13 protein-coding genes are annotated in these 12801 nt (G+C 65.3%); 5 read left to right on the top strand and 8 right to left on the bottom strand.

The annotated features are described in order from the left end of the window. Window positions 1–62: 62 nt before the first annotated feature. On the bottom strand, window positions 63–659 hold the full coding sequence (locus M3I56_RS14645) for a DUF1571 domain-containing protein (RefSeq protein ID WP_254354557.1): 597 nt from the start codon (window positions 657–659) through the stop codon (window positions 63–65). Between the two features lie 104 nt (window positions 660–763). Between M3I56_RS14645 and M3I56_RS14640 the strand changes: the two genes are divergently transcribed. The 5 genes from M3I56_RS14640 to M3I56_RS14620 all read left to right on the top strand — a co-directional run bounded on the left by M3I56_RS14640 (window position 764) and on the right by M3I56_RS14620 (window position 6367). Further along, window positions 764–1255, top strand: coding sequence for an SRPBCC family protein (locus M3I56_RS14640; protein WP_254354556.1), 492 nt, complete (start codon window positions 764–766; stop codon window positions 1253–1255). A 112-nt stretch (window positions 1256–1367) separates the two neighbouring features. Further along, window positions 1368–1841, top strand: a complete 474-nt coding sequence (locus tag M3I56_RS14635; RefSeq protein ID WP_254354555.1) for a bacterioferritin — start codon at window positions 1368–1370, stop codon at window positions 1839–1841. A gap of 25 nt (window positions 1842–1866) precedes the next feature. After that, window positions 1867–2553 (top strand): ABC transporter ATP-binding protein, encoded by a 687-nt coding sequence (locus M3I56_RS14630; RefSeq protein ID WP_254354609.1) that lies wholly within the window; start codon window positions 1867–1869, stop codon window positions 2551–2553. A gap of 3 nt (window positions 2554–2556) precedes the next feature. Beyond that, window positions 2557–5199, top strand: coding sequence for an FtsX-like permease family protein (locus tag M3I56_RS14625; RefSeq protein WP_254354554.1), 2643 nt, complete (start codon window positions 2557–2559; stop codon window positions 5197–5199). A gap of 4 nt (window positions 5200–5203) precedes the next feature. Then, window positions 5204–6367 (top strand): lipocalin-like domain-containing protein, encoded by a 1164-nt coding sequence (locus tag M3I56_RS14620; protein WP_254354553.1) that lies wholly within the window; start codon window positions 5204–5206, stop codon window positions 6365–6367. Window positions 6368–6382: 15 nt separating this feature from the next. On the opposite strand, the gene M3I56_RS14615 is transcribed toward M3I56_RS14620, so the two are convergent. The 7 genes from M3I56_RS14615 to M3I56_RS14585 form a co-directional block, all read right to left on the bottom strand. Further along, window positions 6383–7228, bottom strand: a complete 846-nt coding sequence (locus M3I56_RS14615; RefSeq protein ID WP_254354552.1) for a GNAT family N-acetyltransferase — start codon at window positions 7226–7228, stop codon at window positions 6383–6385. Window positions 7229–7354: 126 nt separating this feature from the next. Further along, window positions 7355–7762, bottom strand: coding sequence for an OsmC family protein (locus tag M3I56_RS14610; RefSeq protein WP_254354551.1), 408 nt, complete (start codon window positions 7760–7762; stop codon window positions 7355–7357). Window positions 7763–7827: 65 nt separating this feature from the next. After that, a complete protein-coding gene (locus tag M3I56_RS14605) occupies window positions 7828–8298 on the bottom strand; it encodes a hypothetical protein (protein WP_254354550.1) in 471 nt (156 codons plus the stop codon). 278 nt (window positions 8299–8576) lie between these two features. Beyond that, the gene (locus tag M3I56_RS14600; protein WP_028204606.1) at window positions 8577–8795 is read right to left on the bottom strand and encodes a DUF2945 domain-containing protein; all 219 of its coding nucleotides are present in this window, start codon (window positions 8793–8795) and stop codon (window positions 8577–8579) included. Window positions 8796–8934: 139 nt separating this feature from the next. Continuing rightward, entirely contained in the window at window positions 8935–10515 is a 1581-nt protein-coding gene (locus tag M3I56_RS14595; protein WP_254354549.1) for an isocitrate lyase, read from the bottom strand. Between the two features lie 441 nt (window positions 10516–10956). Further along, on the bottom strand, window positions 10957–12264 hold the full coding sequence (locus M3I56_RS14590; protein WP_254354548.1) for a chloride channel protein: 1308 nt from the start codon (window positions 12262–12264) through the stop codon (window positions 10957–10959). Window positions 12265–12354: 90 nt separating this feature from the next. After that, window positions 12355–12774 (bottom strand): MarR family winged helix-turn-helix transcriptional regulator, encoded by a 420-nt coding sequence (locus M3I56_RS14585; RefSeq protein WP_254354547.1) that lies wholly within the window; start codon window positions 12772–12774, stop codon window positions 12355–12357. Window positions 12775–12801: the final 27 nt, after the last annotated feature.

Raw genomic sequence — 12801 nt, 5'->3', positions numbered from 1 at the left:
TTTACGCCTTGATTAACCTGAGGATTCAGTGACATCCCCAATGGCAGTCATCGCTCGCGCGACTAGCCGAACGGCCTGAGCTGAGAATGCGGCACGTCGATGCGCAGGTTTTCCATCAGCACCGTTTCGATCGGCTCATGTGACTCGCCCTCGCTCACGACCTTGATGGGCAGCCCATGGCTCAAGTCGAACCACAACTCATAGCGGAACACGCCGGTCACGAAGTGTCCGGGCCGGCACGTCACGATCACATGCGCCGCCTGGTGCGTGCCGATGGTCCCGGCGCCGACGACCTGGGTGTCCCCATGCGCCTGGAGCGCACGGACATTGACGAGCAGCGCGCCGAGATCGGACTCGTCGACGCGATGACCCTGCGGGCTCTGAATCATGTGATTGTCTGGGCTCAGCGTGAGCCGCGGAAACGTGTCGATACCGAACGGCCAGAGCTTGACCTTCCCCGATTCCGGGTCGAAGGTGAGCGTCGCGCCGCCATGTGGCCGTATGAAGTCCATCCGAATGAAGCCGGGCTTTCGGTAGCCATAGAGCACCTCGACCGTTTCGGCTCCCGCCGATGTCGATTTCAACGTGACCTCGTAGTTTGCGAGCGCATCGAAGCGTGCCTGCGCGACGGCCACGAAATCCCGGTCTGGGAGCGTCATGGCTCCCTCCTATACTCGAACGTGGAAGACAGGTAATTTTGGAGCACGGCTTTGCACCATGCAATGCACAGTTAGCCGTATCGCCAACAAGGAGGAAGCGAACGATGGCGGAATTCCGTCTGACCACCTTGTGGTGCATCGAGGCGCCGGTGCAGCCGGTATGGGACGCGATTCACGATGCGATGAACTGGCCGAGGTGGTGGAAGAACGTCGAAGCGGTACGCGAGTTGCGGGCGGGCGAGACCGACGGGCTGGGCGCGGTGCATCGTTACACGTGGAAAGGCGTGCTGCCTTATCGCGTGATCATCGATGTGCGCGTCACGCGCGTCGCGCCGCTCATCGCCCTCGAGGGCGAGGCCAGCGGCACGCTGGAGGGCGTGGGGCGCTGGCATTTCGCAGCCGACGGCAGCCGCACGGTGGTGCGCTACGATTGGCACGTCAGGACGGCCAGTGCGTGGATGAGCGCGATCGCGCTCGCGCCCCTCGCACGGCTGGTATTCCGCTGGAATCACGATTCGATCATGCGCGAAGGCGGCCTGGCGCTTGCACGCCTGCTCGATGCACGTTTGATCGACTACAGCGGCGAACCTCGATAAGTGCAACAATCGAATTCGTCAGTGCGCTTGCACACGCTTTCTGCAAGATTTCTGCGAGACGGAGGTGTTATGAACGGTCCCCACCGCTTACTTGCCGTGCATGGGAGGCAACATGACTGAGATCGAGAAGGAGCCGGTCGTCGCCGTGCTGAACAAGATCCTCGAATCCGAGTTGGCGGGCGTGGTGCGGTACACGCACTATTCGTTCCTGGTGTTCGGATTCGGCCGCATTCCAATCGTCTCCTGGCTGCGGCAGCAGGCGGACGAGTCGCTCTTGCATGCGCAGCAGGCTGGCGAATGGATCACGACGCTCGGCGCGTATCCGTCGCTCGCCATCGGTCCGCTGCTCGATTCCCATACCTTCGATATCGGGGCCATTCTGCGCGAATCGCTCGAGGCCGAACAGATCGCGCTCGGCCTCTACCGCGAGCTGCTTTCGCTCGTGGAAGACCGCTCGGTTGCGCTCGAGGAGTACGCGCGCCAGATGATCCAGGTCGAGGAACTGCACGCGGGCGAAGTCGACAAGATGCTGCGCCGTCCGGGCTCGACCGCGACGTCGCCGCAGCAGGACATGGGGCCCGCCTGACAGGCGCTGCGTTTCGCTCGACATGATGCTGATGCTCGCCAACGTATCGAAACACTATGACGGCACCACGCCGCGCAACGTGCTGCGCGGCGTGAATCTCGAACTGCGCTCAGGCGAATGCGTCGCGATCATGGGCGAATCGGGCGCCGGAAAATCGACGCTGCTCAATCTCGCGGCCGGTCTCGACCGGCCGGACGCGGGACACATCGTCTTCGACGGACACGATCTCGGCACGCTCGACGACGACGCGGCCACCCTGCAGCGCCGCCAGAAAATGGGCTTCGTGTTCCAGGCGTTCCATGTGCTGCCGAACCTGTCGGCGGCGCAGAACATCGCGCTGCCCCTGCTCCTGAACGGCATGCGGGCGAAAGACGTGCCGGCGCGCGTGTCGTCTGTGCTGCACGCCGTCGGGCTCGGGGGGCGCGAGCGCGCGCTGCCGCGTGAATTGTCGGGCGGCGAGTTGCAGCGTGTGGCGATCGCGCGCGCGCTCGTGCATCAGCCGCGTCTCGTGCTGGCCGACGAGCCCACCGGCAATCTCGATCACGACACGGCGATGCGCATCCTCGCGCTGCTGCGCGAACTGGCGCAAACGAACGGCGCGGGCGTGCTGCTCGCGACGCACTCGGCCGCCGTGGCGGCTGCCGCCGACCGCGTGCTGCGGCTCACGCCCGCCGGGCTCGAGCCGTATGCGCCCGGCGCAGGCGGCGCGTAGGCGATGCGCTGGTTCGGCGCCGTGGGTTCGTCGCGCGACGCTGCTGCATCGCGCGCGTCGCGTTGCCTGGGCAAGCGCCTGCCCGCGGGCGGCGTCGGCGCGGCGCTCATCGCCGGTGAAATGCGCGGGCATCCGCTGCGCACGCTGATCGGCATTCTCGCGATCGCGGCGGGCGTTGCGACGGGCTACGCCGTGCAGTTGATCAATCGCGCGGCGCTTAACGAGCTGTCGGCCACCGTCAACTCGCTGATGGGCAACGCCGATATCGAATTGCGCGGCCCGCGCGCGGGCTTCGATGAAGCGCTGTACCCGCGCGTTGCCCGGTTGCCCGAGGTCGCCGCGGTCAGCCCGGTGGTCGAGGTCGATGCGCGCGTGGCGGGACGGGACGAGTCGTTGAAGCTGCTCGGCGTCGATGTGTTTCGCGCTGGGTATGTCACGCCGAATCTCGTCGGACGCGTGGAGCTGGCCGATCGCACGAACGGCACGCATGGCACGAACGGTACGAAGGCCACCACGCTCGATCTGCTCGACCCCGACACCGTATTTCTCTCGCCAGCCGCGCTGAGCTGGCTCGCGCTCAAGCCCGGCGATTCGCTCACGGTGCAGGTCGGGCTTGCTTCGGTCGCGCTGCGCGTCGCAGGCGTGTTGCCCGCATCGGGCGATGCGGTGCGCGTCGGCGTGATGGACATCGGCGCCGCGCAATGGCGCTTGCAGCGGCTCGGCACGCTCGGGCGCATCGATATCAAGCTCAAGCCTGGCGTCGATGCCGAAGTGTTCGCGCATTCGCTCGCGCCGCGCTTGCCCGCGGGTGTCGCCGCCGTCACGCCGGGCGACAACGCACAGCGCACCTCGATGCTCTCGCGTGCTTATCGCGCGAATCTCAACGTGCTCGCGCTCGTCGCGCTGTTCACGGGGGCGTTCCTCGTCTTCACGATGCAGGCGCTCGCCGTGCTGCGGCGCCGTGCACAGTTTGCGCTGCTGCGCGCGATCGGCGTGACGCAGCGTGGCGTGCTGTGGCTCGTCGTCTCGGAGGGCGCCATTCTCGGCGTGCTCGGTGCGGCAGCGGGTCTTGCCGTCGGCTTCGGGCTCGCGGCCGCCGTGCTCCGCTATGCGGGCGGCGATCTGGGCAGCGGCTATTTCGAAGGGGTGCAGCCGCGCGTGCATTTCGATGCGATGCCCGCGGCGATATTCTTTGCGCTGGGGATGGCCGCGTCGGTGCTCGGCAGTCTCGCGCCGGCGCTCGAAGCCGCGAGGGCGCGACCCGCGCGGGCGCTGAAGGCGGGCGACGAGGAAGCGCCGGCCGCCCGGCTGCGTACGAAACGCACGGTGACGGCGGCGCTGCTCGCCATCGCCGCCGGGCTCTTAACCGCGCTATTGCCGCCCGTGGTTGGCTTGCCGGTGTTCGGCTATCTTTCCATCGCGCTGTTGTTGCTGGGCGGCGTGCTGGCGATGCCGGCGCTCGCGCGCGCCGTGTTCGCCGTGCTGCCGCGCTCGAATCATGCCTTGCCGCAGCTCGTGCTGGCGCAGCTCGCCAATGCACCCGGCCGCGCGACGATTGGGCTCGCGGGCATCGTCACGAGCTTCAGCCTGATGACGGCGATGGCGATCATGGTCTCGAGCTTTCGCGTAGCGGTCGACGACTGGCTGCAGTTGCTGCTGCCCGCGCCGCTCTATCTGCGCGCTTCGCCGGGCGGTGACAGCGCATTCCTGTCGCCGGGCGATCAGGCAGTCATCGCCGCCACGCCCGGCATCGCGCGCGCCGAATTTCTTCGCGCGACGCAAATCTCGCTCAATGCTGGCCTGCCGCCCGTGAGCCTGCTCGCGCGGCCCATCGATGCGCGTAACCCCGCCGCGCGCCTGCCGCTGACGACGGCGCCCCGTGTGCCGCAAGCCGGCGAGCCGCCGCCGGTGTGGATCAGCGAGGCGGCCGCCGATCTGTACGGGATGCACACAGGCCAGCGCATCACGCTGCCGCTGGCGGGACAGCGCTTGCCGTTCACGGTGGCCGGCATCTGGCGCGACTATGCACGCCAGTTCGGGGCCATCGTGATCGACGCGAGCGACTACCGCCGGCTGACTCGCGACACGCGCGTGAGCGATGCCGCCTTGTGGCTCGACCCGGGCGTGGCGCCGTCGCAGGCGATCATACGCTTGCGCGAGAGCGTGCATGGCGGGCAGCGCCTCGAGTTCGCGCAGCCCGGCGAGATCCGCGCGGCGAGCCTGCGGATCTTCGACCGCAGCTTCGCCGTGACGTATCTGCTGGAAGCGGTGGCGGTGATCATCGGCCTGTTCGGCGTCGGCGCGAGCTTCGGGTCGCAAGCGCTCGCCCGCACGCGCGAGTTCGGCATGCTGCGGCATATCGGCGTGACGCGCCGCCAGATCGCGATCATGCTCGCGATGGAGGGCGCGCTCGTTGCGCTGCTCGGCGTGCTTGCCGGCTTGACGCTTGGCCTGAGTCTCGCGATGGTGCTCGTGCATGTCGTCAACCCGCAGTCGTTTCACTGGACGATGAGCGTGCACATGCCGTGGGGGTTGCTGGCCGCGCTGGCTTCGGCGGTCGTCGTGGCCGCCGCGCTCACGGCGCTCCTGAGTTCACGCGCCGCGATGTCGGTCGATGCAGTGCGCGCCGTGCGCGACGACTGGTGACGCCATGAGACGGCGCACGTTTCTGCGCAGGTTCCTGTCATGGCCGCTCGCCGCGCTGCCGCCAGGCGCTGCGTGGGCGCGCATGCCGGACTATCCCGCGGTGACGATCGGACAGCCGCTCGTATTCCCGCGCGACTATGGCGCGCATTCGAGCTATCGCACGGAATGGTGGTACGTGACCGGCTGGCTGCAAACGGATGCCGACGGGGCCGCGGCTACCGATGCATCGCTGGGCTTCGAAGCGACCTTCTTCCGCTCGCGCCCCGCGCTCGACGACGCGAACCCGAGCCGCTTCGCACCGGATCAACTGCTGTTCGCCAACGTGGCGCTCAGCGATCCGCACGCGGGCAGCCTGCAGCACGATCAGCGCATCGCGCGCCGCGGCTTTGGTCTTGCCGATGCGAGCGAGACGGACACGGCGGTACATATCGAAGACTGGTCGCTCGAGCGCAACGCGGACGGCCGCTACCGCCTGAACGTCGCCACGCCCGGCTTTGCGTTCGCCTTCACGTTGGCGCCGACGCAGCCGATGCTCGTCAACGGCGCAGGCGGGTATAGCCGCAAAGGTCCGCTGCCGGACGAAGCGAGCTACTACTACAGCGTACCGTGGCTGCGAGTCGACGGTGTGCTCAAGCGCGGTGATGATTCGAACAGGAACGCCGCGCATGTGCGAGGGCAGGCGTGGCTCGATCACGAATGGTCGTCGGCGCCGCTCGCCCAGGATGCGGTCGGCTGGGACTGGATCGGCATCAACTTCGATGACGGCGGCGCGCTGATGGCCTTGCAGATTCGCGACAAGGCCGGCCGCAAGTTCTGGGCAGGCGGCACGCTGCGCGCCGCCGATGGCAGCACACATACGCTATCGCCCGATAGCATTCGCTTCACGCCGCTGCGCCAGTGGCGTTCGCCGCATACCGGCGCACAGTATCCGGTGGCGATGCGTGTCGACGCGCAGGACGTACATCTGACGCTGGTGCCGCTCATGGACGATCAGGAGTTCGACAGCCGTGCGACCACCGGCGCGGTGTACTGGGAGGGCGCGGTGACGGCGTTTCCCGCGGACGCGGCGAGCACCGGCACGGCAAACACCGCCGCGAAACCCGCAGGAAAACCGCTAGGACGCGGCTATCTCGAACTCACGGGCTATGTTCATCGGCTCGAGCTTTAGAGCGATCAACCGCTATCAACCCAGCTCGAACGACGTCACCCCGAACACGCGATCGAGCGCAATCGCAGGCGCGCTTTTCGTGTACATGCGCGCGGTTTCGAACACGCTCGTCATACCGTGCCGCTGTGCCAGCGCGACGGCCGCAGGGTTCGTTTCCGGCACGTCGAGCACGATGACCTCGCCGGGCATGCTCGCCGCCAGCGCGCGAAAGAGGCCCGTGGCAACGTCCGTATCGTCGGCGAAGAGCGGGCCGATCTTGCAGCCCGCCTCGCAGCGACGCACAACGCCATATCCGGCGACACGGCCCGCGTCGACGGTAGCGAGCGCAACGGCATCCGGCTGCGCGATCCAGGTGCGGAGGAAACGCTCGCGCGCCGCGGGAAAACAGGCGCGATCGTAGGCAAGCAACTGCTCGAACGGCACGTCTGCGGCTGGCGCCACGCACGCGCACCCGATGCCGCTCACGCGCCCCTGATAGCGGATGTTGCGGTGCGCGAGCCGGAACCCGGACTTCCCGTAGTTCGCCTGCTGGGCGACGACTCCATCGAGACCGATGTTGCGGTCTCCCAGGTAATGCATGCCGTGCTGCCAGATGCGCATGCCGAAGCCCTTGCCACGAAATCCGGGTTTCACGATGTAGAGACCGATGAAGCCAAAGCTGTCGTCGTAGGCGGCGGCGCAGAGGCACGCGACCGGCTCGCCGCGCCAAACGCCGACGAAGAAACCGTCCGGGTCCGCTTCCCGGAAGCAGCGCGGGTCGTGCCGCCCGGGGTTCCAGCCCTCTGCGGCAGCCCATTCGACCGACAGGGCCACCTCGTCGGCCGACATGGTGCGTACGATGAAGTCGCCAGACTGATTCATGAAATTGGGGCTACGGTGCTTGTTGCGGTGGTCACAACGTGATGCGCCCAAACCAGAAACCAGTAAAGCACGCCGGCACCGTTATGGCAAACGGACTGCCAGCGCCGGTATGCCTGCCCTGGCTAGTCATGCAATGCGCAACGTCGTGTCGATGCGCGTGCCGCGCTTGATGAAGAGCGTGACTGGCGTCTTTTCGCAGATTTCGGCAAGGCGCGCGCGCTGCGCTTCCTCAAGCGGTCCGTCGACTGCAACGCCGCGGCGGATGTACTGGGTGCCGTCGTGATCCGCGTGCAGGCTGACCTCGACGGCGATCGCGGCGGCTGGCCAGGTCTTGCGCTGCATGTACATGCGCAGCGTGGCGGCCGTGCACGCTGCGAGCCCGGACAGCACGAACGTGAATGGCGCGGGGCCGCGATCCTGGCCGCCTTCGTGCGCGCCTTCGTCGCCGGTCAGCGGGTGGCGGCCAGCCTCGATGGCGACGACGTAGTTGGGCGCGTCGGCGGCAAGGCTGGCAGTAGCAGTAGCGAGCGGCATGGACAACTCCTCGAAAGTGATGCGATCTCGCGCGCGAGATCATTAGCGAAGCGGCGGCGCGTAGCTTACTCGATCGGCTTCCACGGCCAGCCCGTCCGCATCGCAGATGACTGTGATGTTCCGCCGTTCTCGTCGTCACGATCGTTCACCCGTGTTGAGACGTGGGCCGTCTCGTCGAGCTCGAGTCCGAACCAGCTGACCTTCTGCCTGACGTAGGCGGCGTACGATGCCCAACCTTGCGGATCGTCCGCGAAGAGTTCGCGCTGCACCGTCGAGGCAAGCTCGATGCGATCGAGTTCCGTCTCCAATAGCGCCCTGGGCCAGCTCGCGTAGGCACTGGCGGCCCGTTCAAGAAAATCTCTCGCACGCATGCGAGGCGACATCTGCTGCAAAAAGGGCAACGCCTGCAACGAAGGCTCGCGCGCCGCAAGATGCGCAACAGGCGAAAAGGGTTGAGTCGCGCCGACGTTGCGCATCGCCTCCAGAACATCTCCAAGGTGCAGCAAAAGTTCGCGTCGGTCGAATCGGTCGTCCACGATAGGTTCCAGGTCGTATTCCCCGGCGCTGGTGCGCGGCCGCGTGCCAGGGAATGGATTATGAGGTTAGCACCGGTGCGTTTCGGCAAGCCATCGGCTTGCCCGCACGGGAAGTTTACCGACTCATCGTGCACAGAACGTTGCGAGTTGTATCAGGGAACAGTGAGCCTGTCCCTCAAAGCGATCAGGCTCACAGCTCTTGCCGCCGACGCCACCGAACCTGTTGCCGACAACTCGATGCGCGTGGCGACGAACTCGACCCTGTAATCCCGCGCAGGTCAGTGCTTGTGGACCTTCTCCAGTCCTTCGGCGGGTTGCACCGCGTGCTCACCGTTTTTCTCGCTTTCGACCTCGTAATACGGGTCGTCCTTCGACGCGGCGACAGTGTGACCTTCCAGTTCCGTATCCCTGATGATCCGGCGGACGACCGTGCCTGTCGCCATGCCTTCCGGGGTGTTCCACGTGACGCGATCGCCTGTTTTGAGTCGATGGGACATGATTGTGCGCTCCGGTGGTTGAATCCCCTCCGGAGTCGCATTCTTCGTTCCTGCGGCGGGGTCCCGGCGAGCTATCTCGACGGACGAAAAAAAACGCCAACCCCCATGGGTTGGCGTTTTGCCTTGGGGCTGACGAGTATCAGAACTGATTCATCGTGTTGTCTTTACCCGCCGCTTTCAGCGCCGCTTCGCCGCTGAAATACTCCTTGTGGTCGTCGCCGATGTCCGAGCCGGACATGTTCTGGTGCTTGACGCAGGCGATGCCCTGACGGATCTCCTTACGCTGCACGCCAGCCACGTAACCCAGCATGCCCTGGTCGCCGAAGTATTCGCGGGCCAGGTTGTCGGTCGACAGTGCGGCGGTGTGGTAGGTCGGCAGCGTGATCAGGTGGTGGAAGATACCGGCGTCGCGCGACGCGTCGGCCTGGAAGGTGCGGATCTTTTCGTCGGCGGCCTTCGCCAGTTCGGTCTCGTCGTACTCCACGCTCATCAGCTGGGCGCGGTCGTAGGCCGACACATCCTTGCCCGCGGCCTTCATCGCGTCATAGGCCTGCTGGCGGAAGTTCAGCGTCCAGTTGAACGACGGGCTGTTGTTGTACACCAGCTTGGCGTTCGGGATGACCTTGCGAATCTCGTTGACCATGCCGGCGATCTGGGCGATATGCGGCTTTTCGGTTTCGATCCACAGCAGGTCGGCACCGTTTTGCAGCGAGGTGATGCAATCGAGGACGCAGCGTGCTTCGCCCGTGCCGGCGCGGAACTGGAACAGGTTGCTCGGCAGGCGCTTCGGACGCAGCAGCTTGCCGTCGCGCTTGATGACGACGTCACCATTGCCCAGTGCGTCGGCCGAAATTTCGTCGCAATCGAGGAAGGAATTGTATTGGTCGCCCAGGTCGCCCGGCGTGCTGGTCACGGCGATCTGCTTGGTCAGGCCGGCGCCCAGCGAGTCGGTACGGCACACGATGACGCCGTCGTCCACGCCCAGTTCCAGGAAGGCGTAGCGGATGGCGCGGACCTTGGCCAGGAAGTCCTCGTGCGGCACGGTGACCTTGCCGTCCTGGTGGCCGCACTGCTTCTCGTCGGACACCTGGTTTTCGATCTGGATGCAGCATGCGCCGGCTTCGATGAACTGCTTGGCCAGCAGGTAGGTGGCTTCCGCGTTGCCGAAACCCGCGTCGATGTCGGCGATGATCGGCACGACGTGGGTGACGTGGTTGTCGATCTTTTCCTGGATGGCAGCCTTGGCAGCGCCTTCAGCTGCGTCCAGCTGGCGGAACAGGCCCCCCAGTTCACGGGCGTCGGCCTGGCGCAGGAAGGTGTACAGCTCGCGGATCAGCGCGCTGACGGAGGTCTTCTCGTGCATCGACTGGTCCGGCAGCGGGCCGAACTCGGAGCGCAGCGCGGCCACCATCCAGCCGGACAGGTAAAGGTAGCGGCGCTCGGTGCTGTTGAAGTGCTTCTTGATTGAGATCATCTTCTGCTGGCCAATGAAGCCGTGCCAGCAGCCCAGCGACTGGGTGTACTTCGACGGATCGGCATCGTAGGCGGCCATGTCGGCGCGCATGATCTTCGCCGTGTACTTCGCGATGTCGAGGCCCGTCCTGAACTTGTTCTGGGCCCGCATGCGTGCGGCAGATTCGGGATTGATGGCATTCCAGGCGCTGCCTTGTTTCTCCTTCAAACCAGCCACTGCCTTGATGTCGTCTTGATATTGAGCCATGTGTATCTCCTGAGTCTCCGAAGAGCAAAGCGCGATTGAATGAACGGTTCAGCGTGCCGCCACGTATGTCGAAGCGAACTGCATGGCTCAATTGTAGGGTCTTCCTGATGCGTCGCAGCAAAGTCTTATATAAGACATATGACTTATTTATTCGTTATTTATCAATGAGATAGATAACAATTTTTGTGCTGTAGAACATGTTTTCATAAAGCGGAATGGCACCGCTTCAGGAATTCAAGATGCATTTCACGATGTGAAGCGCTCTTTCGGTTGCCGGAGGCAGGCGAGCACGGATGGCTCGAGCAACGCCAGGCGGGGGTTTGGTAGACGTCCGTTTTGACGAACAGACGTCGCTGCGCGCGATCAGACACGGCGTCGATGCGGCCTGATCGGAATCGTCAACCGTCACGCTTCGTGGACGGGTGAGCGCGGGCGCGCGCGTCAATGCTTTAGATAGCGATGCGCGAGAGCTTCGTACAGCGGTGGCGCGAACAGCTTCGATACCTGGCTCGACACGAGCGCCGTCGCCATCAACGAGATCACGAGCGCGTGCCCGTCGATCATTTCGATGACGATCACGAACGCCGTAATCGGACTTTGCGTGACGGCCGCCAGATAGCCGACCATGCCGAGCGCGATCAGCATCGGCAGCTGCATCTGCCCGAACACCATGTGCAGTGCATTGCCGATGCCGGCACCGATCGCCAGCGAAGGCGCAAAGAGGCCGCCCGGCGTGCCCGGCAGATACGAGCCCACCATCGAGGCCATTTTCAGCACGGGATAAGCCGCGCCGAGCTGCGAGTGGCCCTCGAGCATGCCGCGCGCTTCCGCATAGCCGCTGCCGAACAGATTGCCGCCGCTCGCTACGCCGATCACGGCGATGAACAAACCGCACAGCGCGCCGAACGCCACGGGCCGTTCTTTTCGGAGAGCGAACAAGCGGGCGGGCATCCATCGTTCGGTATTGAGCAGCAGCCAGCAGAACACGCCGCCCGCGACGCCGGTGATCACGCCAACGAGAATGACGGCGACCGCCAGCAGATCGGGAAAATGGCCGCCGATGGCGATGGTGCCGAAATACACATAGTTGCCTTGCAGCGCGAGTGAGACGACGCCCGAAAAGATGATCGCCGTGATGATCACGCCGCTCGTTCGCGCTTCGAAGCTGCGCGTGAGTTCCTCGATAGCGAAGACCACGCCCGCGAGCGGCGCATTGAACGCGGCGGAAAGGCCCGCGGCGGCGCCCGCGAGCGCGAGCTTGTATTCGAGGCCGACGCCGGACATGCTGCGCAGCCGCGCCGGATAGAAGCGCCGCAGGCTGTACATCAGCGCGGCGCCCACGTGGATGGTCGGCCCTTCGCGGCCAATCGTGAATCCGCCGAGGATCGCGAGGAACGACAGGGCGATCTTGCCGATCAGGATGCGCAGCGTGAGCAGGCGCGGGCCGAATTTGCGCACGTCGTGCAACGTTGCAATGACTTGCGGGATGCCGCTGCCCTCCGAACCCGGAAACCAGCGGCGCGTGGCCCAGACGCTGAACGCGGCGATCGCCGGCGTGATGACGAGCGGCAACCACCAGTTGCGGGCGGTCATCTGCACAAAGACGTCGAAGCCGAAGTCGATGAGCCGCGCGTAGATGACCGCGACGAGCCCTGTCGCGATGGCGCCAAGCCAGAACACGCCGAAATAGCGCCAGCGCCGATGGCTTCGCACAATCGTGCGCCGATCAAAAATGTTCGCAAATCGCATGGGTGGCCGGAGAAAATGGCATTTAAGGCACATTGTGACATAAATTGCCTTTTTCACCGCGCCAGGCTAGCAGGCCCGCTCCGGGAAGGGCTAGCTGCCGGCCTCATCGAACACCCAGCCGAACGCGCCATAGACCGCCTTGTGCTCGGCCGCGAGGTCGAGCAGGAACATCTCGCCTTTGGGTGTGAGATGGACCTGCACCTGGCGACGGTCGGCGGGATCGGGTTTGCGCGTCACGAGCCCGGCCGACTCGCAGCGCGAGACGAGCGCCGCAGTGCCGTTCGGCGCCGCCTGCAACCGCTCCGCGAGTTCGCCGACGGTTGCCCAGTGGCGGTCGGGAAAGCCGCATACGTGCAGCAGCAACTGGTACTGGAGCGTCGTGATACCCGCGGCGTTGGCGATCTCTTCGGAAGCCCGCAGAAACTTGCGCAGGTCATACCGGAACGCCGACATCGCCTCGAGCTCGCGCTTGCCTGGCAGCGCGCGTCTGGTTGATTTGACTGAATTCATATGCTGTTCCTGATCCGTTGCCGGTCG

The organism is Paraburkholderia sp. CNPSo 3281 (assembly GCF_024206515.1).
GTDB classification, from domain to species: domain Bacteria; phylum Pseudomonadota; class Gammaproteobacteria; order Burkholderiales; family Burkholderiaceae; genus Paraburkholderia; species Paraburkholderia nodosa.
This window is presented reverse-complemented; position numbering and strand designations above follow the sequence as displayed.

Excerpts from the sequence above, each read along its gene's own strand:
- M3I56_RS14645 (WP_254354557.1), bottom strand. The coding sequence starts at position 659 with ATGACGCTCCCAGACCGGGATTTCGTGGCCGTCGCGCAGGCACGCTTC.
- M3I56_RS14640 (WP_254354556.1), top strand. The coding sequence starts at position 764 with ATGGCGGAATTCCGTCTGACCACCTTGTGGTGCATCGAGGCGCCGGTG.
- M3I56_RS14635 (WP_254354555.1), top strand. The coding sequence starts at position 1,368 with ATGACTGAGATCGAGAAGGAGCCGGTCGTCGCCGTGCTGAACAAGATC.
- M3I56_RS14630 (WP_254354609.1), top strand. The coding sequence starts at position 1,867 with ATGCTGATGCTCGCCAACGTATCGAAACACTATGACGGCACCACGCCG.
- M3I56_RS14625 (WP_254354554.1), top strand. The coding sequence starts at position 2,557 with ATGCGCTGGTTCGGCGCCGTGGGTTCGTCGCGCGACGCTGCTGCATCG.
- M3I56_RS14620 (WP_254354553.1), top strand. The coding sequence starts at position 5,204 with ATGAGACGGCGCACGTTTCTGCGCAGGTTCCTGTCATGGCCGCTCGCC.
- M3I56_RS14615 (WP_254354552.1), bottom strand. The coding sequence starts at position 7,228 with ATGAATCAGTCTGGCGACTTCATCGTACGCACCATGTCGGCCGACGAG.
- M3I56_RS14610 (WP_254354551.1), bottom strand. The coding sequence starts at position 7,762 with ATGCCGCTCGCTACTGCTACTGCCAGCCTTGCCGCCGACGCGCCCAAC.
- M3I56_RS14600 (WP_028204606.1), bottom strand. The coding sequence starts at position 8,795 with ATGTCCCATCGACTCAAAACAGGCGATCGCGTCACGTGGAACACCCCG.
- M3I56_RS14595 (WP_254354549.1), bottom strand. The coding sequence starts at position 10,515 with ATGGCTCAATATCAAGACGACATCAAGGCAGTGGCTGGTTTGAAGGAG.
- M3I56_RS14590 (WP_254354548.1), bottom strand. The coding sequence starts at position 12,264 with ATGCGATTTGCGAACATTTTTGATCGGCGCACGATTGTGCGAAGCCAT.
- M3I56_RS14585 (WP_254354547.1), bottom strand. The coding sequence starts at position 12,774 with ATGAATTCAGTCAAATCAACCAGACGCGCGCTGCCAGGCAAGCGCGAG.